The 19,837-nt window shown below is 63.7% G+C and carries 21 protein-coding genes; 13 read left to right on the forward strand and 8 right to left on the reverse strand.

Translation table 11 applies throughout. The annotated features are described in order from the left end of the window. Positions 1-79: 79 nt before the first annotated feature. A complete protein-coding gene (locus AC6I6U_RS08250) occupies positions 80-559 on the forward strand; it encodes a LabA-like NYN domain-containing protein (RefSeq protein ID WP_497881478.1) in 480 nt (159 codons plus the stop codon). 28 nt (positions 560-587) lie between these two features. Beyond that, complete coding sequence (locus AC6I6U_RS08255; RefSeq protein WP_497881479.1) at positions 588-1,199, forward strand: 3'-5' exonuclease; 612 nt, start codon at positions 588-590, stop codon at positions 1,197-1,199. 9 nt (positions 1,200-1,208) lie between these two features. Here AC6I6U_RS08255 and AC6I6U_RS08260 read toward each other — a convergent pair whose 3' ends face one another. Together AC6I6U_RS08260 and AC6I6U_RS08265 are read right to left on the reverse strand one after the other, a co-directional pair. Further along, positions 1,209-1,499 (reverse strand): type II toxin-antitoxin system RelE family toxin, encoded by a 291-nt coding sequence (locus AC6I6U_RS08260; protein ID WP_497881480.1) that lies wholly within the window; start codon positions 1,497-1,499, stop codon positions 1,209-1,211. Further along, on the reverse strand, positions 1,489-1,776 hold the full coding sequence (locus AC6I6U_RS08265; protein ID WP_497881481.1) for a type II toxin-antitoxin system Phd/YefM family antitoxin: 288 nt from the start codon (positions 1,774-1,776) through the stop codon (positions 1,489-1,491). The genes AC6I6U_RS08260 and AC6I6U_RS08265 overlap by 11 nt, the downstream gene beginning before the upstream one ends. Positions 1,777-2,241: 465 nt before the next feature. On the opposite strand from AC6I6U_RS08265, the gene AC6I6U_RS08270 reads away from it, so the two are divergent. Beyond that, entirely contained in the window at positions 2,242-2,739 is a 498-nt protein-coding gene (locus tag AC6I6U_RS08270; protein ID WP_497881482.1) for a BRO-N domain-containing protein, read from the forward strand. 235 nt (positions 2,740-2,974) lie between these two features. Here the strand turns inward: AC6I6U_RS08270 and AC6I6U_RS08275 are convergent, their stop codons facing one another. Then, positions 2,975-3,442 carry an Lrp/AsnC family transcriptional regulator gene (locus AC6I6U_RS08275; protein ID WP_497881483.1) on the reverse strand — a complete coding sequence of 156 codons (468 nt, stop codon included), beginning with the start codon at positions 3,440-3,442 and terminating at the stop codon, positions 2,975-2,977. A gap of 159 nt (positions 3,443-3,601) precedes the next feature. Between AC6I6U_RS08275 and yedA the strand changes: the two genes are divergently transcribed. Further along, a complete protein-coding gene (gene yedA, locus AC6I6U_RS08280) occupies positions 3,602-4,492 on the forward strand; it encodes a drug/metabolite exporter YedA (protein WP_497881484.1) in 891 nt (296 codons plus the stop codon). Between the two features lie 58 nt (positions 4,493-4,550). Continuing rightward, the gene (gene rhlE1, locus AC6I6U_RS08285; RefSeq protein ID WP_497881485.1) at positions 4,551-5,888 is read left to right on the forward strand and encodes an RNA helicase RhlE1; all 1,338 of its coding nucleotides are present in this window, start codon (positions 4,551-4,553) and stop codon (positions 5,886-5,888) included. Positions 5,889-6,019: 131 nt separating this feature from the next. Here the strand turns inward: rhlE1 and AC6I6U_RS08290 are convergent, their stop codons facing one another. Both AC6I6U_RS08290 and AC6I6U_RS08295 read right to left on the reverse strand, forming a co-directional pair. Continuing rightward, on the reverse strand, positions 6,020-7,270 hold the full coding sequence (locus tag AC6I6U_RS08290; protein WP_497881486.1) for a TIGR03862 family flavoprotein: 1,251 nt from the start codon (positions 7,268-7,270) through the stop codon (positions 6,020-6,022). Positions 7,271-7,615: 345 nt separating this feature from the next. Beyond that, positions 7,616-8,536: a histone deacetylase family protein gene (locus AC6I6U_RS08295; RefSeq protein WP_497881487.1), complete on the reverse strand. Its 921-nt coding sequence runs from the start codon at positions 8,534-8,536 to the stop codon at positions 7,616-7,618. Positions 8,537-8,629: 93 nt separating this feature from the next. On the opposite strand from AC6I6U_RS08295, the gene AC6I6U_RS08300 reads away from it, so the two are divergent. The 3 genes from AC6I6U_RS08300 to AC6I6U_RS08310 all read left to right on the forward strand — a co-directional run bounded on the left by AC6I6U_RS08300 (position 8,630) and on the right by AC6I6U_RS08310 (position 10,787). Continuing rightward, positions 8,630-9,199 (forward strand): GNAT family N-acetyltransferase, encoded by a 570-nt coding sequence (locus tag AC6I6U_RS08300; RefSeq protein ID WP_497881488.1) that lies wholly within the window; start codon positions 8,630-8,632, stop codon positions 9,197-9,199. 125 nt (positions 9,200-9,324) lie between these two features. Then, a complete protein-coding gene (tesB, locus tag AC6I6U_RS08305; protein WP_497881489.1) occupies positions 9,325-10,194 on the forward strand; it encodes an acyl-CoA thioesterase II in 870 nt (289 codons plus the stop codon). Beyond that, positions 10,191-10,787 carry an HAD family hydrolase gene (locus AC6I6U_RS08310; RefSeq protein ID WP_497881490.1) on the forward strand — a complete coding sequence of 199 codons (597 nt, stop codon included), beginning with the start codon at positions 10,191-10,193 and terminating at the stop codon, positions 10,785-10,787. Before tesB ends, AC6I6U_RS08310 begins: the two co-directional genes overlap by 4 nt. Positions 10,788-10,812: 25 nt before the next feature. Here AC6I6U_RS08310 and AC6I6U_RS08315 read toward each other — a convergent pair whose 3' ends face one another. Both AC6I6U_RS08315 and ypfJ read right to left on the reverse strand, forming a co-directional pair. Beyond that, the gene (locus AC6I6U_RS08315; protein ID WP_497881491.1) at positions 10,813-11,766 is read right to left on the reverse strand and encodes an alpha/beta hydrolase; all 954 of its coding nucleotides are present in this window, start codon (positions 11,764-11,766) and stop codon (positions 10,813-10,815) included. A 113-nt stretch (positions 11,767-11,879) separates the two neighbouring features. Next, positions 11,880-12,773, reverse strand: a complete 894-nt coding sequence (gene ypfJ, locus AC6I6U_RS08320; RefSeq protein ID WP_497881492.1) for a KPN_02809 family neutral zinc metallopeptidase — start codon at positions 12,771-12,773, stop codon at positions 11,880-11,882. Positions 12,774-12,954: 181 nt separating this feature from the next. Here ypfJ and pcaQ point away from each other — a divergent pair, with 181 nt between their 5' ends. The 3 genes from pcaQ to pcaG all read left to right on the forward strand — a co-directional run bounded on the left by pcaQ (position 12,955) and on the right by pcaG (position 15,349). Then, positions 12,955-13,884: a pca operon transcription factor PcaQ gene (gene pcaQ, locus AC6I6U_RS08325; protein ID WP_497881493.1), complete on the forward strand. Its 930-nt coding sequence runs from the start codon at positions 12,955-12,957 to the stop codon at positions 13,882-13,884. A gap of 128 nt (positions 13,885-14,012) precedes the next feature. Next, positions 14,013-14,732, forward strand: coding sequence for a protocatechuate 3,4-dioxygenase subunit beta (pcaH, locus tag AC6I6U_RS08330; RefSeq protein WP_497881494.1), 720 nt, complete (start codon positions 14,013-14,015; stop codon positions 14,730-14,732). 11 nt (positions 14,733-14,743) lie between these two features. After that, complete coding sequence (gene pcaG, locus AC6I6U_RS08335) at positions 14,744-15,349, forward strand: protocatechuate 3,4-dioxygenase subunit alpha (RefSeq protein ID WP_497881495.1); 606 nt, start codon at positions 14,744-14,746, stop codon at positions 15,347-15,349. 153 nt (positions 15,350-15,502) lie between these two features. Here the strand turns inward: pcaG and AC6I6U_RS08340 are convergent, their stop codons facing one another. After that, positions 15,503-16,837: an MFS transporter gene (locus AC6I6U_RS08340; protein ID WP_497881496.1), complete on the reverse strand. Its 1,335-nt coding sequence runs from the start codon at positions 16,835-16,837 to the stop codon at positions 15,503-15,505. 270 nt (positions 16,838-17,107) lie between these two features. Between AC6I6U_RS08340 and quiC the strand changes: the two genes are divergently transcribed. Together quiC and AC6I6U_RS08350 are read left to right on the forward strand one after the other, a co-directional pair. Next, positions 17,108-19,021 carry a 3-dehydroshikimate dehydratase QuiC gene (gene quiC, locus AC6I6U_RS08345; protein WP_497881497.1) on the forward strand — a complete coding sequence of 638 codons (1,914 nt, stop codon included), beginning with the start codon at positions 17,108-17,110 and terminating at the stop codon, positions 19,019-19,021. Between the two features lie 102 nt (positions 19,022-19,123). After that, positions 19,124-19,801, forward strand: coding sequence for a TetR/AcrR family transcriptional regulator (locus AC6I6U_RS08350; RefSeq protein WP_497881498.1), 678 nt, complete (start codon positions 19,124-19,126; stop codon positions 19,799-19,801). Positions 19,802-19,837 lie beyond the last annotated feature (36 nt).

Below are 19,837 nucleotides of genomic sequence, written 5' to 3' on the forward strand. Positions count from 1 at the left end.
ATGCTGGCATACTGGGCGTCTGCTCGCTCTCGAGTGTCCGTCAGCCTGTCAGTGCGCGTCTGCGCCATGAGGATCCGCGGTGAAGAAAATCGCAGTGTTCGCCGATGTGCAGAACCTCTATTACACCGTCCGCCAGGCCTATGGTTGTCACTTCAACTATGCCGCCCTGTGGGCCGATATCAGCCGGCGCGGGCAGATCGTCGAGGCCTATGCCTATGCGATCGACCGGGGCGACAGCAAGCAGCAGCAGTTCCAGCAGATCCTGCGCAACCTGGGCTTCACAGTGAAACTCAAGCCGTACATCCAGCGCAGCGACGGTTCGGCCAAGGGCGACTGGGACGTGGGCATCACCATCGACATCATGGACGCCGCGCCGAACGTCGACGAAGTGGTGCTGGCGTCCGGCGATGGCGATTTCGACCTGCTGCTCGAGCGCATCATCGGCAAGCACGGGGTCGAGGCGGTGGCCTATGGCGTGCCGGGGCTGACCGCCAACTCGCTGATTCGCGCGGCGAGCCGCTACGTGCCGATCGAAGGCGCGTTGCTGCTGAAAAACTGAACAACCGATCATTGAAAGGGCAGGGCTTTTGGAACGTATTGCGGTCATCGACTTTGAAACCACCGGTATCTCGCCGAGCAGCAGTTGCCGGGCGACGGAAATCGCCGTGGTCATCCTGGAAGAAGGGCGCATCGTCGACCGTTACCAGAGCCTGATGAATGCCGGCGTACGGGTGCCGGCGTTCATCGAACAACTGACCGGCATCAGCAATGCCATGCTGCGCACCGCACCACCTGCCGAGCAGGTGATGAACGAGGTCAACCAGTTCGTCGGCATCACGCCACTGCTGGCGCACAATGCGGCGTTCGACCAGAAGTTCTGGGACTATGAAATGTCGCGCATCAAGCGCACCCGCCTGCAGAACTTCGCCTGCTCGTTGTTGCTGGCACGCCGCCTGATGCCATCGGCGCCGAACCACAAGCTCGGCACGCTGACTACTTATGCACAGCTGCCGAACACCGGCAAGGCGCACCGGGCCATGGCCGACGCCGAGATGGCGGCGAACCTGCTGGCGCACATGGCCGGGGAGTTGCGGGACAGGCACGGGCTGCGGGAATTGTCCCATGACCTGCTGTGCAAGCTGCAGAAGGTGCCGGCGGCGAAGGTGGGGGAGCAGTTGAAGCGGTTTCGGGGTGTCTGAAACAGCCGGTCAGGTGCGTTTCCTGGCCTGCTCATACACGGCGCTGCGCTCTCGTTTGCCTATCGCCAGTACTACAACGACGATTCGTTCATCTTCGACACGATAGACGAGTCGATACCCTGCTGCGCGCAACTTGATCTTGTAGCAGTCCTTAAGCCCGTACAGTGCATCGCTTTGCACGCGTGGTGCATGCCGACGTTCTTCCAATTTGTGCAGCAATTGCAACCGAAGAGCCGCGTCCAGGCTACGCAGCTCCTTTACGGCCTTGAGATCCCATTCAACACGGTATTCAGCGCCCATCTTCGAGATCGGCCTGAGCTTCAGCAATCAAATCGTCCAAGGAAATCTGTACCGGCGTTTCATTGGCTTCGATGCGCTCTCTGGCCAATTGAGCCAGTTCCAGGTCATCCAGTCGCTCCATCAGTGCTTCGAACACCTCAGCAGGCACCATGTAACCCATGACACGATTATGGTTGAGCACGGCCACAGGCTCTCCTCCTGCGCCAGTCAACACGGCGGACGGATTCTTCTTGAGCTCGGAGACGCTGACAACCATCTTGCTCAAAACGCTTTGCATAATAAAGACTCCTTGATCGGTCTTTATTTTGGTCTTTATTTCGCAGCCAATCAATGCTCGTACCCCACCGTCAGTCGTCTGCAGAAGTCGGGATGGTATTAGGGATTTTGCGGGGTTGCATGGCGCATTCGGCTGTCCTGTAGCTTTTCAGAAATGTCGTACTTCTGGTGTCGACATGTGCTGTCTTTTCCGCGTGGTGTGCCGCCGCTAGCCTTTCTGCGTCATCGCCAAATCGGTGACAGGGCGTAGGAACCCTTGCTGACCTTTTCAGACGCTTTGCGTCCACCTACTGATTGCGGCGCTTTTTTTATGCCCGGATAATCAGCCATGGTGGCCGTGCGCGGGCACGCTCTTGCGTGGCCGGGGTTGTCTGAAAACTCGGTTCCTACCCCGCGTACGGCTGCCACCCAAGTCCGTAGGAAGGCTTTTGGCAGCTTGATTTCAGACAGCCAAGAGTGATCCAAAATGGAAAATTCCATTCTCGAAGCGCAAGTCGATATCAGCTTCGAACCCCATATTTTCACCCGCCACCACCTGAAACTCCGCGCCTTGCTCCTGCATGACGAAGCCTGGTTCTGCGCCCGCGATGTCGCGCGGTTGATGGGGATCGAGTGGCACGAGCGCAAGGCGCTCAAGCTCGACCCGGATCAGCGCCGTACCCTGAACCTGCAGGGCAACAGCGGCTCCGAGGAACATCTGATGATCAGCGAGTCCGGTGTCTATGCGATGCTGGTCTATCACTACCTGCCGGAGAACCGCCACTTGCGCCAGTGGCTGACTCACCAAGTGCTGCCGATGCTGCGCGACCAGCCGCAACCGGCGCAGACCCAGGCGCCGAGCCTGGGCTTGCTGGAGTGGCAAGGTGGGGCGCTGAGCCTGCTGCACTGGCGCAAGGAGCCCTGGATCCGCCTGCGGGACATGCCGCAGGTGGTGCCGGTGGCTGGGAGTGGTTGTCTCTGGTAAGGGGCAACCCGAACTGAATCCAGGGTGAGCGGGCTGGGCTTTTGTGGCGAGCGGGCTTGCCCGCGCTGGGGCGCAAAGCGGCCCTGAAACCAGGCAACCGAGAACGATCTGATCCACCGAGGAGGCCGCTTCTGCGGCTGCTTCGCAGCCGAGCGCGGGCAAGCCCGCTCGCCACAAAAGCCCGCTCGTCAAAAAGTGTGCTCACCACGCGAGGCCAGTCTGCTTCCGCGCCGCGTCAGCCTTTGGCCTTGCCATTGCCGTTGGTGTCCAGATGCCCCAACGGCACCCGCGGCTCGATGGCGCTGGACAGCACCACCGAGGTCTTGCTGAGGCCGAACTGGGCCACCCGGTTGATCAGTTCCTCCAACTCGCCCATCGAGCCTACTGCCGCCTGCATGATCACGCAGGGATCACCCGTGACCCGATGGCATTCGGTAATTTGCGGGATCTGCGCGAGCTCGTCGTAGATCTGCTGCTTGCCATGCTGGTTCAATCGCAGCTCGATCACGCAGCGGATCGGCAGGCCGAGCTTGTCCAGATCGACCTTGGCCTGGTAGCCGGTGATCACGCCGCTGCTCTCCAGCTTCGACACCCGTTCGGCCACCGCCGGGGCGGACAGGTTGACCTTGCGCGCCAGTTCGGCGAACGAGGCGCGGCCGTTTTCCAGCAGGGCTCCCAGGATCAATCGGTCGTACTTGTCCATCTACAAAGGCCTCTGCAACGCGAGCTTTCGAAAGCACGGGTTATACCCGTGATATCCGTGTTTTAGAAAGTGTACTGGCGTGATAACGCGGTTTTGTAACTTATTATTTGCCGTTGGCCTTTCTAGAATAGCGTTCCCTTGTGCTGCCCTGAGCCTCCCATGCCTGCCCCTCGCCGCTTTCCGCTGCCGTTGATCGGTGCCTTCTTCGCGCTCTATTTCATCTGGGGGTCGACCTACCTGGCGATCCGGATCGGCGTCGAGTCCTGGCCGCCGCTGCTGATGGCCGGCATCCGCTTCGTGATCGCCGGCGCCCTGATGTATGGCTACCAGCGCTGGCGCGGCGTGCCGGCCCCCACCTGGCAGCAATGGAAGGCTGCCGCCGTGATCGGTGTGCTGCTGCTGACCTTCGGCAACGGTGCGGTGACCCTCGCCGAGCACATCGGCGTGGCCTCGGGCATCGCCGCGCTGACGGTGGCCACCGTGCCGCTGTTCACCCTGCTCTGTGGCTACTTCTGGGGCGGCCGCGCCACTCGCCTGGAATGGGCCGGCATTGTGCTCGGGCTGATCGGCATTGGCCTGCTCAACATGGGCTCCAACCTGCAAGGCAGCCCGCTGGGCGCTGGCCTGATCCTGCTGGCGGCGGCCACCTGGTCGTTCGGCTCGGTGTGGAGCAAGCACCTGCCACTGCCTCCCGGCGGCATGGCCAGTGCGGCGGAAATGCTGGTGGCGGGCGTGGTGTTGCTGCTGGCAAGCTTTGCCCGTGGCGAGCGTCTGACCCACATGCCGTCCGTCGAAGGCTGGGCGGTTATGGCCTACCTGGTTGTCTTCGGCTCGATCATCGCCTTCAACGCCTACATGTATCTGCTCAAGCATGTCCGGCCGGCCGCGGCCACCAGCTACGCCTACGTCAATCCGGCGGTGGCGGTGCTGCTGGGCATCCTGTTCGCCGACGAACACATCGGCTGGCACGAATGCATGGCCATGGCGGTGATCATCAGTGCCGTGGTGTTGATCGGTTTGCCGCAGTGGCGCAAGCCGAAAGGGGCCTAACAGGGTAAACTGCCGCGCATTGCTTCACTGCGCTGACACTTTTTCCTACGGTATCCCCATGACATTCGCCACGCTTGGCCTGATCGAACCCCTGACCCGGGCCCTGGACACCCTCGGCTACAAGGAGCCGACACCGGTCCAGGCCCAGGCCATTCCCGCCGTGCTGGCCGGCCGCGACCTGATGGCCGCCGCCCAGACCGGTACCGGCAAGACTGCCGGTTTCGCCCTGCCATTGCTGCAATTGCTGGCGATGGAAGGTCCCAAGGTCGCTGCCAACTCGGTGCGCGCGCTGATCCTGGTGCCGACCCGCGAGCTGGCCGAGCAGGTCCACGAAAGCGTTCGCCAGTACGCCGAGCACCTGCCGCTGAGCACCTATGCGGTGTACGGCGGGGTCAGCATCAACCCGCAGATGATGAAACTGCGCCGCGGCGTCGACGTGCTGGTGGCGACGCCGGGACGTCTGCTCGACCTGTTCCGCCAGAACGCGATCAAGTTCAACCAGTTGCAGACCCTGGTGCTGGACGAGGCCGACCGCATGCTCGACCTGGGTTTCCAGGAAGAACTGGGCAACATCTACCGCGCCTTGCCGAAGAAGCGCCAGACCCTGCTGTTCTCGGCGACCTTCTCCGATGCCATCCGCCTGCTGGCCGGCCAGACGCTGAACAACCCGCTGAGCATCGAGGTCAGCCCGCGCAACGTGGCGGCCAGCACGGTCAAGCAGTGGGTGGTGACGGTCGACAAGAAACGCAAGTCGGAGCTGTTCGTGCACCTGTTGCGCAAGAACAAGTGGAAGCAGGTATTGGTGTTCGCCAAGACCCGCAATGGCGTCGACCAACTGGTGGAAAAACTCCAGGGCCTGGGCATCAGCGCCGACGGTATCCACGGCGATCGGCCGCAGGCGACCCGCCAGCGCGCGCTGGACAGCTTCAAGCAGGGCGAGGTGCAGATCCTGGTGGCGACCGACGTTGCCGCCCGTGGCCTGGACATCGAGGACCTGCCGCTGGTGGTCAACCTCGACCTGCCGATCGTCGCCGAGGACTACGTGCACCGAATCGGTCGCACCGGTCGCGCCGGTTCCACAGGCGAGGCGATTTCCCTGGTGTGTGCCGATGAGGTAAACCTGTTGTCGGCGATCGAGACCCTGACGCGCCAGACCCTCAAGCGTAACGACGAAGCCGGCTTCGAACCGGATCACCGGGTGCCGGAGACCGATGCATCTGGCAACGTGGTGAAAAAGCCGAAGAAGCCGAAGAAACCCAAGGAGTCGGGCGGCGGCAAGCGCAACCTGGGACGTTGGGTGGACAGCGGCGAGAAGCCGGAAGACGTGGCGCCGCCGGTCAAGCCGGTGCGCAAGGTGCCTGCCTTCAATACCGGGCCGCGCAAGCGCAAGCCCTGAACCTGATCATAAAGCCCCGTACACAGAATGAACGTCTGATACAAACCTGTAGGAGCAGGGCTTGCCCGCGAAGCTTTTAGCGTCCTTGAGGACGCCCTCGCGGCGGTTCGGCGTCCCGACAAGCCCTGCTTCTACAGATGCCGTGTTGGCTGGCGCTGCAGCCATTCCAGAATGCCTTTCCCCGCCACCCGCCCGCTGGCGAAGCAGGCGGTCAGCAGATAGCCGCCGGTCGGCGCTTCCCAGTCGAGCATCTCGCCGGCGCAGAACACCCCCGGCAAGGCCTTGAGCATCAGGTGTTCGTCCATCGCTTCGAAGGTCACGCCACCGGCACTGCTGATGGCCTCGTCCAGCGGACGGGGCGCCACCAGTTTCAATGGCAGGGCTTTTATCGCGTTTGCCAACCGCTCGGGATCGCCGAAGCAGGTGGCATCCGCCAGTTCCCGCAATAGCGCCGCCTTGACCCCGTCGATGCCTACCTGGCTGTGCAGGTGCTTGGCCATCGAGCGCGAACCGCGTGGCTTGGCGAGTGCCGTGCGCAGTTGCTCACGGGTCTTGCCAGGCAACAGGTCGATTTCGATAACGGCCGAGCCGTGCTGGTTGATCTGTTCCCGGATGCCGGCGGACAACGCGTAGATCAGGCTGCCCTCGATCCCGCTGGCAGTGATCACGCATTCGCCCAGGCGCAGGGCCTGGTGTTGCAGGCCGATGGCGACGTTCTTCAGCGGCGCGCCGGCGAACTTGTCCTTCAGCAACTGGCTCCAGGCCCCGACCTCGAACCCGCAGTTGCTCGGTTGCAGCGGCGCCACCCCAACGGCGTGTTGTTGCAGTAGCGGCAACCAGGCCCCGTCGGAACCCAGCCGCGTCCAACTGCCGCCACCCAGGGCCAGCAACGTTGCGTCGGCGCTGACGAGCTTTTCGCCGTCCGGGCTGTGGATAACCAGCTTGCCGTCCCGCCAGCCGGTCCAGCGATGGCGCGTGTGGATAACTACCCCGGCATCGCGCAGGCGCTTGAGCCAGGCGCGCAGCAGCGGCGCGGCCTTCATGTCGCTGGGGAAAACCCGGCCGGAGGTGCCGACGAAAGTCGTTATCCCCAGGCCGTGAATCCACTCGCGCAGTTCGTCGGCGCCAAAGGCCCGCAGCATTGGCGCGATCTGTGGCGCGCGCTCGGCATAACGCGAGAGAAAGGCCGGGTAGGGCTCGGAATGGGTGATGTTCATGCCGCCGACGCCGGCCAGCAGGAACTTGCGCCCGACCGAGGGCATGCCGTCGTAGAGGTCGACCTGGATACCCGCCTGGCTCAGGACCTCGGCGGCCATCAGGCCGGCGGGGCCGCCGCCGATGATGGCGACGCGGGAAGGGGTGTCGGGGGCTGGACGGGTCATGACGGGCTGCGAATCGGCTGGACGGGGTGCGTATTCTACGTTTTTCCACAGCCTTGTGTTGTGTGGGCGGTTGCGGGGCAGGACTTGCGGGCCTGTTCGTGGGCAAGCCCTGCCCCTACGGTGACCGCGCCAAACTCATGCCTTGTGTACGACGCAGACCCCGAGCCGGGCTTGCCCACGAATGGGCCCTCCTGTGTTGCACTCATCGATAGAACGGGCACGACATCGGCATGTGTACGAAAAACATACAACCGTCTGTGAGCCTTGCCCTGCAAGGTCTGCCGAGCCTTCCCCGCAGGTTATCCACAGGCGGTTCCACAGGCATTGTGGGTAAGCCTGCACAACTCAATGGCAGCCTGATGACGTCCACACCCGTTGCGCACTGTGATGCAGGATGCCGTGGCGCCGAGCCAGGGCCTGGCGGTCCTTGCTGTAACCGCCGCCGATGACCCCGACCACCGGGATATCCCGGCCCAGGCAATGGCGCAGGACCTTCTCATCACGGGCCGCCACGCCCTCGTCGGTCAGCTTCAGGTAGCCGAGGGCGTCATCCTTGTGTACATCGACGCCGGCGTCATACAGCACCAGGTCCGGCTGATACAGCGGCAGCAGGTAATTGAGCGCGTCATCCACCACCCGCAGGTAGTCGGCGTCGCCCATGCCCATGGGCAAGGGGATGTCCCAGTCACTTTGAGCCTTGCGTGCGGGGAAGTTTTTCTCGCAGTGCAGCGAAACCGTAATGGCCTCGGGAGTGTCTTCAAGGATGCGGGCAGTGCCGTCACCCTGGTGCACGTCGCAGTCGAAGATCAATATCCGGTCGACGCGCCCGCTTTCCAGGAAGTAGCGGCTGATCACCGCGAGGTCGTTGAAAATGCAGAAACCCGCCGGATGATCGTAGTGGGCATGGTGGGTGCCGCCAGCCAGGTGACAGGCCAGGCCGTGCCGCAAGGCCTGTTCGGCGGCCAGCAGCGAGCCGCCCACTGCCCGTACGGTACGGCGGGCCAGGGCGTCGTTCCAGGGTAGACCGAGGCGCCGCTGGTCTTCGCGGGAGAGCTCGCCGGCCATGTAGCGCTCGATATAGTCGCGGTCATGGGCCAGGGCGAGGATATCCACGGGGCAGATCTCCGGGCGCAGCAGGGCCGGGTCGCTGGTGAGGCCGCTGTCCACCAGGTGATCGCGCAGCAGGCGGAACTTGTCCATGGGGAAACGATGCTCCGGCGGAAACTCCGGGCTGTAGTCATCGTGATAGATCAGAGGCAGCGGCATGGCGATTTCATGTAGGAATGAGTGAAGGATCTTATCAGCGCGATACACTTGCGGGCAGGAAACAGCGTGACAAGGAATTCTCGAGGGGGAGTGATGGAGCCGATACTGGAACTTGAGAGCGCGCGCCTGCTGTTGCGTCAGTGGCGCGACGAGGACTTGCCGGAATTTGCCCGGATGTGCGCCGACCCTCAAGTCATGCGCTATTTCCCGGTGGCCCTGAGCCGGCTGGAAAGCGCCGCGCTGATCGGGCGCATCCGTGGGCATTTCGCCGAGCACGGTTTTGGCCTGTGGGCGCTGGAGCGCAAGGACACCGGTGCGTTCATCGGCCTGACCGGATTGGCCCATGTCAATTTCGACGCCGATTTCACCCCGGCGGTGGAAATCGGCTGGCGCCTGGCCAACGAACACTGGGGCCTGGGTTATGCCAGCGAGGCGGCGTGGACCGCCTTGCGCTGCGCGTTCGACCGCCTGGCGCTGGAGGAGGTGGTGGCCTTCACCACCGAGGCCAATACCCCTTCGCAGAAGGTCATGCAGGCGATCGGCATGCACTACGACCCGGCGGCGGATTTCGAGCACCCCAGGCTGGCCGAGGACCACCCATTGCGCAAGCACGTGCTGTATCGCATCAGCCGCGACCAGTGGCTGGAAACCCTGCACGGCTAGTGGCGCAACGCCTGCGCCTGTAAACGCTGTATCATTTACGGCATGAGTGCTGTCATCGAACAGCGAATGACCTCGACCGCCGCAGCCAAGGCTGGGCGGCATTGCCCTGTGTGAGGAGCGTTTCAATGAGCCAAGTGCTGGAAGACCTGGTCGACTTGCTGACCCTGGAATCTATCGAGGAAAACCTCTTTCGCGGGCGTAGCCAGGACCTGGGCTTTCGCCAGCTGTTTGGTGGCCAGGTGCTGGGCCAATCGTTGTCGGCGGCGAGCCAGACCGTCGAGGATGCGCGGCATGTGCATTCGCTGCACGGCTACTTCCTGCGCCCCGGCGATGCGGCGCTGCCGGTGGTGTATTCGGTCGATCGCGTGCGTGACGGCGGCAGCTTCAGCACCCGGCGCGTGACCGCGATCCAGAAGGGCCACCCGATCTTCACTTGCAGCGCGTCGTTCCAGTACGACGAACAGGGCTTCGAACACCAGAGCAGCATGCCGCAGGTGGTGGGGCCGGAGAACCTGCCGTCGGAGCTGGAGATCACCCGCCAGCGCGCCCACCTGATCCCCGAGCACATGCGCGACAAGCTGCTGTGCCCGAAGCCGATCGAAGTGCGCCCGGTGACCGAGAAAGACCCCTACAACCCGCAGCCGGCCGACCCGGTCAAGTACGTCTGGTTCCGCGCCGACGGTGCTTTGGCTGACATTCCTGCGCTGCACAAGTACCTGCTGGCCTACGCCTCGGACTTCGGCCTGCTGACCACCTCGATGCTGCCCCATGGCAAGTCGGTGTGGCAGAAGGACATGCAGGTCGCCAGCCTCGATCACGCACTGTGGTTCCACGCCGACCTGCGCGCCGATGACTGGCTGCTGTACGCGATGGACAGCCCCTGGGCCGGCAACTCCCGTGGTTTCTCCCGCGGCAGCGTGTACAACCGGGCCGGCGTGCTGGTGGCCTCGGTGACCCAGGAAGGGCTGATTCGTCATCGCAAGGATTGGGCATGAGCCTGGCCGAGGTGAGTCACTGGGTGTTCGACATGGACGGCACCCTGACCGTCGCCGTGCATGACTTCGCGGCGATTCGCGTGGCCCTGTCGATTCCGCCGGAAGACGACATCCTCACTCACCTGGCAGCGTTGCCAGCCGACGAGGCGGCGGCCAAGCATGCCTGGTTGCTGGAGCATGAGCGTGACCTGGCGCTGGGTTCGAAAGCCGCGGTGGGCGCGGTGGAGCTCGTGCGCGAGCTGGCCGGGCGGGGTTATCGCCTGGGCATCCTGACGCGCAATGCCCGCGAGCTGGCCCATATCACGCTGGAGGCTATCGGCCTGGCCGACTGCTTTGCGGTCGAGGATGTGCTGGGCCGCGACGACGCACCGCCCAAGCCCCATCCAGGCGGCCTGTTGAAACTGGCCCAAGCCTGGGACGTGGCGCCCAGCGAGATGGTGATGGTCGGCGACTACCGTTTCGACCTCGATTGCGGCCGTGCAGCGGGAACCCGCACGGTGTTGGTGAACCTGCCGGACAATCCCTGGCCGGAGCTGGCCGACTGGCATGCCGAGGATTGTGCCGCGCTGCAGCAGTTGATCAGCAGGCCATAGTAAGTCGCCGCCACACTGTGTGCGGTTACTGGCTGAACAGTACTTTCTGCCCCTGTGGCGAAGTGAACATCCGATTGCCGTCATGCCCGACGCCGGGCACTTCCACCAGCCTCTGCGCCAACCGCTGCGGATGCCGTTGCTGCAGATAGGCAAAGTAGTTGTGCCCACGAATCAGCCGATAGGCGCCCTGAGCTTCGGCGGCGCAACTCTTGTCCAGCGCCGGGTGGTTCGGGTTGGTGTCTTTCTGCCCCAGCAGGTAGGTGACGTCGCGCTGCACGTAGGCCTGTTCCAACTGCGCCGGTGATTGCCCCGTGACATAGGCCGGCAGGTTTTGCAGGCCGTACTTCCATTCATTGAAGCCCGGACAACCTGCCGGATCGAAACCCTTCGCCGGTCGCTGCGCACTGAAATAGGCGTAGGACGACGGATTGGCCACTACGTAACGCAGGCGGATGCCGCTGCCGGCCAATTGCTCGTCGCCGTGTCCGACCAGCGCATAACGCTGGACCACCTGGCCACCCCCGGAATGGCCGGCAATCACCACCTCGCGCAATGCCGGGAATTTCTCGCGGTTACCCAGGCGGGCGAGGACCTCGTCCAGTGCCGCATAGGAACTCATCGGCGCCGAGCCGGTGGCGGCTTCGCCGGCCATCCAGTCATTGCCATGCCAGCGCAGCAGCCGGTCTGGCAGGTGATTGCGGCGTACATCGCTCTCGTTCAAAAACTGCGGCGCGATGATCAGCGTGTTGCCGGCCTGGCCCGCCTGGGAGGCAGCCGTCTCCGCGCTCTGGAGGTAGGTCATGGCATTGCGCAGGCGGCCGTGAACGATGATCAGCACCCGCTGCACATCGGGCATCGGCCCCTGCCAGTCGCGATTGAGGCCGACGCTCAGCTCGCCGGCCGACAGCTTCAGGTGGTTGGGGCTGACCTCCCGGACGCCATGTTCCGCCGCTCCGGCCAGCCCCGAACTGATGCACATCCCCAGCAACACGCTCCCCTGTAGGAGCCGGCTTGCTGGCGATAGCGTCTGACCAGACAACCGGGAAGCCAACTGATGAAACACGCCCATGAGCAAGCCACTCCCCCATTCATTCATAAACGCTTTGCGGCAAAGGTATCGCATTGACTGAGTTGTCCCTGGGCGAAGCCGACCTTGAACCAGCGCACCCGCTGCGCGGACGTGCCATGGGTGAACGAGTCAGGTACCACGCGGCCCTGACCCTGTTGCTGGAGGCGATCATCACCGATTGCATTGGCGGCATTCAAGGCTTGCTCCACGTCGCCAGGTTCCAGCCAGTGCAGGCGTTGCTGCGCGTGCCAGGCCCAGACGCCGGCCAGGCAGTCGGCCTGCAACTCCTGGCGCACCAGCAGCCCGCCGTCGCCTTCCATCCGACGCCCTTGCTGGCGCGCCGCCTGGATCTTGGCCGATACGCCGAGCAGGGTCTGCACGTGATGGCCGACCTCGTGGGCGATGACATAGGCCTGGGCGAATTCACCGGCAGCCTTGAAGCGCTGGGACATCTCGCGGAAGAAATCCAGGTCGAGGTAGACCCGCTGGTCCGCCGGGCAGTAGAACGGTCCGGTGGCCGAGGAGGCCAGGCCGCAGGCCGAGTTTACCCGACCACGGAACAGCACCAGCGTCGGGTCTCGGTACTGCCGTCCGGCCTGCTGGAAGATCTGGCCCCAGGTGTCTTCGGTGTCGCCCAGAATCGCCCGGACGAAGTCCGCCTGCTCGTCATTGGCCGCCGGCGCCTGGCGTGTCTGTTGGGTGGTGGGTACCGCTGATGGCTGGCTCATCTGGCCGCTGAGCTGGCCGAGGATCTGCATCGGGTCCTGGCCGGTCAGCAGGCCGATGCCGACGATCAACACCACTGCCGTCAGGCTCAAGCCCTTGCCGCCGCCGAAACGTAGACCGCCACCACCGGCATTGCTGTCGTCGCGAGCGTCGACCACATTGTCGCTGCGCCGTCCTTTTTTCCAGAGCATGTGGGAATCCTCCCGTCGTTGTGCCATTTGAGTGTCGTTGCCCCGACGCACCACCGCCAGTCCGGTCGTCAGGCCAGGCAGATAGAGGCCTGGCCAGGGGTTTGGTTCAGAAACCGCCGCCCGCGCCGAATATCAGACACAATGGCCGCCGTCCCGATCCCTAACCGGAGCCCGTCGTCTTGTGAACATCGATAGCCGCATCAAATTCCGCCACCTCGTGTGCTTTCTCGAAATGGCCCGCCAGGGCAGCCTGGCGCGGGCGGCAGATGTCATGGCGGTGAGCCAGCCGGCGATGTCGAAGACTCTCAAGGAGCTGGAAGAGCTGTTGGAGACCAGCCTGTTCGTGCGCAGCAAGAGCGGCATCAGCCTGACCGAGGCCGGGGTGGCGTTCCTGCGTTATGCCGGGCCGTCGGTGCAGACTCTGCGCGAGGGCGTGCAGGCGCTGCGCGAAGGCGAATACGCCGCCGGTGTGGTGCGGCTCGGGGTGCTGTCGACCGTGGAAAGCCTGCTGGTTCCGGAAGTGGTGCGGCGCCTGCACGAGCGGCACCCGGCCCTGGTGGTCAGCGTGGTGACCGGGCCGAGCGCCTACCTGCTCTCGCAACTGCGGGTGGGCGATGTCGACCTGGTGGTGGGGCGAATGACCGACAGCCCGGAAATCCAGGGCCTGACCTTCGAACATCTGTACAGCGAATCCATGACCCTGGTGGCTCGCCCCGATCATCCGCTGCTGGACGGCGCGCTGGATCGCGCGGCGGTGGAAAATTTCCCACTGGTGTTGCCGCTGGCGGGCACCACCATCCGCAAGTTCGCCGACAGCCTGTTCGTGCAGTGCGGCCTCAGTCAGTCGCGCCAACGCCTGGAAACCCTGTCGGTGGCCTTGAGCCGGCGTTACGTGTTGTCCAGTGCGGCGCTGTGGCTGGCGCCGCTGGATGCGGTGCGCCTGGACCTGGCACGGGGCGAGTTGCGCGAGATCGACCTGGGCCAGCGTGAGCCGGGTGGTTCGGTGGGTATTTCCAGCAATGCCAGCCTGCCGCTGCCGCTGGCCGCGCAATGGGCGGTGGACGTGCTGCGGGAAGTCGGGCAGGCCTATCGCGAGGGACAATATCCATAACCATATGGTTATGGATTGAACCTGGCTTTTCAATTTTCAGCGGTTTCCGGTTGGGGCAGGCTGCAAGCGCGTGATTTGCAGTGTGTAGCGTGCAGCTACCTTTCCCATAAAAACAACAGGAGACCGGCATGTCTGAAGCAGACAGCAGTCGTTTTGTCATTCGTGACCGTAATTGGCACCCCAAGGCCCTCACCCCGGACTACAAGACCTCCATCGCCCGTTCCCCGCGCCAGGCGCTGGTGAGCATCCCGCAGTCGGCCAGCGAAAGTACCGGCCCGGACTTTTCCCATCTGAAATTCGGCCGTTTCGATAACGACCTGCTGCTCAATTTCAACAACGGCGGCCTGCCGGTGGGCGAGCGGATCATCCTTGCCGGCCGGGTCTGCGACCAGTACGGCAAGCCGATCCCCCACACCCTGGTGGAAATCTGGCAGGCCAACGCCGGTGGCCGCTACCGCCACAAGAACGACCGCTACCTGGCGCCGCTGGACCCGAACTTCGGCGGTGTCGGCCGGGCGCTGACCGACCGCGACGGCCACTACACCTTCCGCACCATCAAGCCCGGGCCATACCCATGGCGCAACGGCCCGAACGATTGGCGTCCGGCGCATATCCACGTGTCGATCAGCGGCCCGTCGATTGCCACGCGGCTGATCACCCAGCTGTATTTCGAAGGCGACCCGCTGATTCCGATGTGCCCCATCGTCAAGTCGACCGCCAACCCCGAAGCGGTGCAGAGCCTGGTCGCGCGGCTCGACATGGGCAACGCCAATCCGATGGATTGCCTGGCCTATCGCTTCGACATCGTGTTGCGCGGCCAGCGCAAGACCCACTTCGAAAACTGCTGAGGAGACCGACCATGCCTGTTCAACTGCTCATGGAAACCCCGTCCCAGACCGCCGGTCCCTACGTGCATATCGGCCTGGCGCTGGCGGCCGCGGGCAACCCGCCACGGCCCGAGGAAATCTGGAACCGGATGGCCAAGCCCGAGGCCCCCGGTGAACACATCCTGCTGTTCGGCAATGTCTATGACGGCAACGGCCATCTGGTGCGCGACTCCTTCCTGGAGTTCTGGCAGGCCAACCACGAAGGGATCTATGACAGCGCATTCGATTCGGAGAAGGCCTTCAACAGCTTCGGCCGCACCGCGACCACCTTCGACGCGGGGGAGTGGACCCTGGAGACGATCAAGCCGGGCGTGGTGAACAACGCCGCCGGTGTGCCGATGGCGCCGCACATCAACGTTTCGCTGTTTGCCCGGGGGATCAACATCCACCTGCAGACCCGCCTGTATTTCTCCGACGAGGCCGAGGCCAACGCCCAGTGCCCGGTAATCAACCTGATCGAGCAACCGCAGCGTCGCGAGACCCTGGTTGCCCAGCGCTGCGAAGTGAATGGCCGGACCGCCTACCGGTTCGACATCCGCATCCAGGGTGAAGGCGAGACGGTGTTCTTCGACTTCTGACGCCAGTGTGGGCGATGCGGTATCGCCCACACGCTGTATGCCTTGTGGGAGCCGTCCTGCTGGCGATAGCGTCCTTTCAGTCAACCACGATATTGGCTGTCAGGTCGCAATCACCAGCAGGACGGCTCCCACAGGTTTTTCAGGCGGCTGGTTTCAGCCTTCCAGCTTCGGGATTTCGCGTGGTGCCATGAAGTACATCCAGGTCAGCGCCAGGAAGTACATTGCCGGAATCAGCGTGAACAGCACCGCGTAGTTGTTGTTGGTGATGGTCAGGATATGCCCCACCAACTGCGTCATGAACATCCCGCCGATCGCCGCACACATCCCGCCAAAACCGAAGACCGTGCTCATCATGTGCTTGGGCGTGTAGTCCATCACCAGGCTCCAGATGTTCGCGGTCCAGGCCTGGTGCGCGCCGATGGCCAGGGAAATCGCCCCCACCGCGACCCACAGGTGGCTGGAGCCGGCCGCCAGCACCACGCCGATGATGCAGCAGGCGAACAGCAGCATCGACATCAGGCGGGCACGGATCGGGTTGACCCCGCGACCGATCAGGAACGACGACAGGATGCCTCCGCCGACACTGCCGAAGTCGGCAGTCAGGTAGATGATGATCAGCGGAATACCCATTTGCGTCACGCTGATGCCCAGGTTGTATTGCTGGTTCAGGAACGGCGGCAGCCAGTACAGGTAGAACCAGAACACCGGTGCGGTCAGCGAGTAGGCCAGGGCGAAGGCCCAGGTGCCGCGCATGCGCAGGATTCGCGAGAACGGCACGCCGGGTTGCTCAGGCTCGACTTCCTTCTGGATGTAGGCCAGTTCCGAGGCTTTCACCGACGGGTGATCTTCCGGGTTGAAATACTTCAGGCCCCAGAACAGCAGCCAGATGCCGCCCAGCGCCGCCATGCACAGGAACGCCGCCTGCCAGCCCCAGACCTGCAGGACGATCGGCAGCAACATCGGCGTGAACATCGCGCCGACGTTGGTCCCGGCGTTGAAGATGCCGGTGGCCACCGCCCGCTCGCCGGCGGGGAACCACAGCCGGGTGGTCTTCACGCAGGCCGGGTAGTTGGCGGCCTCGGTCAGGCCGAGGATGAAGCGGCAGATCATGAAACCCACCGCCGACGTCGCCAGGCCGTGGGCGCCGGTGGCCAGGCTCCACAGCAGCACGGCGCAGAAGAACACCTTCTTCACGCCAAGCCGATCGATCATCCGGCCCTGCAGGACGAAGCCGACGGCATAGCCGACCTGGAACCAGAAGTTGATATTGGCGTAGTCCATCGCCGTCCAGTTCATGGCCTTGGCGAGGATAGGCTGCATGACGCCCAGGGCGGCACGGTCGATGTAGTTCAGGGTGGTGGCGAAAAACACCAGGGCCAGCATGCCCCAGCGGGTCGAGCCGACGGCCATGGCGCCGCGAAGTTTGGCAGCGATGCCGCCGCCGGTGCTGCCCTGGGTCACAGGGGAGCTTTGTGAAGATGAAAGCATGAGCGATTACCCGTTTTTTGGAATTGTGACTGGGTTTGCGGAACGTTTGAAGCACTGCCTTGGCCCGGACGATGGTGCGCAGCAGGCAAAAAACCGTCAATTCGCTGCGGACCATTGTGGTCGATAATCGCACACAAAACTAACCAGTTCGTACACTTTGATTGAAGTCGTGGCTTCGCTGCATCAATAATCCGGTCACTTCCCGAGGTTGAAGAACCCTCGGTTTTGGTTCGTGTCCACAATAAGAAGCCCACTGCCGGGAGTCGATTCATGCAGCGTTCCATCGCCACCGTGTCCCTGAGCGGCACCCTGCCGGAAAAACTCGATGCCATTGCCGCCGCCGGTTTCGATGGCGTGGAAATCTTCGAAAACGACCTGCTTTACTATGACGGCAGCCCACGGGAAATCCGCCAGATGTGCGCGGACCTGGGCATCGCCATCACCCTGTTCCAGCCTTTCCGCGATTTTGAAGGCTGCCGCCGCGATCGTCTGGCGCGCAACCTGGAGCGGGCCGAGCGCAAGTTCGACCTGATGCAGGAGTTGGGCACCGACCTGGTGCTGGTGTGCAGCAACGCCTCGGCTGACAGCCTGGGCGAACGGCAGATCCTGGTCGATGACCTTCACCTGCTGGCCGAGCGCGCCGGCGCCCGTGGCCTGCGTATCGGCTACGAGGCCCTGGCCTGGGGCCGGCACGTCAACACCTACCAGCAGGTGTGGGATATCGTCCGCCAGGCCGATCATCCGAGTCTTGGTGTATTGCTGGACAGCTTCCATACCTTGTCGCTCAAGGGCGATCCGAGCGCCATCGCGCAGATTCCCGGCGACAAGATTTTCTTCGTGCAGATGGCCGATGCACCGATCCTGGCGATGGATGTACTGGAGTGGAGCCGGCATTTCCGCTGCTTCCCGGGGCAGGGCGAGTTCGACCTGCCGGGATTCCTCGCGCCGATCATCAAGAGTGGCTATACCGGGCCGCTGTCGCTGGAAATCTTCAACGACGGCTTTCGTGCCGCGCCACCGCGGGCCAATGCCGCCGATGGCCTGCGCTCACTGCTGTATCTGGAAGAGAAGACCCGCGAGCGGCTGGCCCAGGAGGCGGCGCCGGTAGCCAATCTCGACACGCTGTTCGCGCCGCCGCCGGTCAGCGAGAACGACGGCATCGAGTTCCTCGAATTTGCCGTGGACGAAAGCCTCGGCGCCAAGCTGACCCACTGGCTGGAGCGCCTCGGTTTCAGCAAGGCCGGGCAGCACCGTTCGAAAAGCGTCAGCCTGTTGCGCCAGGGCGATATCAACCTGATCCTCAACTCCGAGCCCTATTCCTTTGGCCACAGCTTTTTCGAGGCCCATGGCCCGTCGCTGTGCGCCACGGCGATCCGGGTCAAGGACAGCGCCAGCGCCCTGGCTCGCGCGGTGGCCTACAAGGGCCAGCCCTACCGTGGCCTGGTCGGTCCCAACGAGCTGGAATTGGCGGCAGTCCGTGCGCCGGATGGCAGCCTGATCTACCTGGCCGACCAGCAAACCGCCGGACAGAAGCTCTACGAAACCGATTTCCACCTGTCGCCCGCCAGCCCTTCGAGCACGGGTGGTCTCAAGCGCATCGACCACATGGCCATGGCGCTGCCCGCCGACAGCCTCGACAGCTGGGTGCTGTTCTACAAGAGCCTGCTCGACTTCGAGGCCGACGACGAAGTGGTGTTGCCCGACCCCTACGGCCTGGTCAAGAGCCGGGCCTTGCGCAGTCGCTGCAGTTCGATCCGCCTGCCGCTGAATATCTCCGAGAACCGCAACACGGCTATTTCCCACGCATTGTCGAGTTACCGCGGTTCCGGCGTGCACCACATCGCCTTCGACTGCGAGGACATTTTCGCCGAGGTTCGCCGGGCCAAGGAGGCCGGGGTGCCGTTGCTGGATATCCCGCTCAACTACTACGACGATCTGGCGGCCCGCTTCGATTTCGACGACGAGTTTCTCAGCGAGCTGGCCTACTACAACGTGCTGTATGACCGTGATGCCCAGGGCGGCGAGCTGTTCCACGTGTACACCGAGCCATTCGAAGGGCGGTTCTTCTTCGAGATCCTGCAGCGCCGCAACGGCTATGTCGGTTATGGCGCGGCGAACGTGGCGGTGCGTCTGGCCGCCATGGCCAAGTCCCGCAGCGGCGCGGCTCGTCACGCCCGCCTCTAGCCTGGCCGACGCAGGGGGGCGAATTGACCGGTCTCCCTGCTTCCTTCGCGTTGGCACGCGGCCCATAATCGCCTATACCCGCCGAGATGGCCGTGAGCCAGAGTGACCATGACTTCAGAACTATCCGCCGCGGCCGACGCGTCCGTCGCCGCGCCGCGCAAGAGTCGCAAGAACAATCCCGAGAAGACCCGCGAGAACATCCTCCAGGAAGCCATCGTCGAGTTCGTCCAGCAGGGTCTGGCCGGCGCGCGCGTCGACGCGATCGCCGAGCGCACCCACACCTCCAAGCGGATGATCTATTACTACTTCGGCAGCAAGGAGCAACTCTACGTCGAGGTGTTGGAAAAGCTCTACGGCGACATCCGCAGTACCGAAAGCCGGCTGAACCTGACGGAGCTGGAGCCGCGCGAGGCGATCCGGCGGATGGTCGAGTTCACCTTCGACCACCACGACCGCAACGTCGACTTCGTTCGGATCGTCAGCATCGAGAACATCCACAAGGGCGAGTACGTCAAGCAGTCCGGGGCGATCCGTTCGTTGAACGTGACCATCCTCACGGCGTTGGGCGAGATCCTCGAGCGTGGTGCGCAGCTCGGGGTATTCCGCAGCGGCCTGGACCCGCTGGACGTGCACATCCTGGTGAGTTCGTTCTGTTTCTACCGGGTCTCGAACCGCCACACGCTGAGTGCGCTGTTCCCGATCGACCTGCCGAGCGAAGAGGTCAAGGCGCGGCATCGGGAAATGATCTGCGAGGCGGTGTTGAGGTATCTGCAGGCCTGAGGAACTCGACCTCAATTGCGCCAACGGCTAAGCGCC

The organism is Pseudomonas sp. UTLPPB19802 (assembly GCF_059730225.1).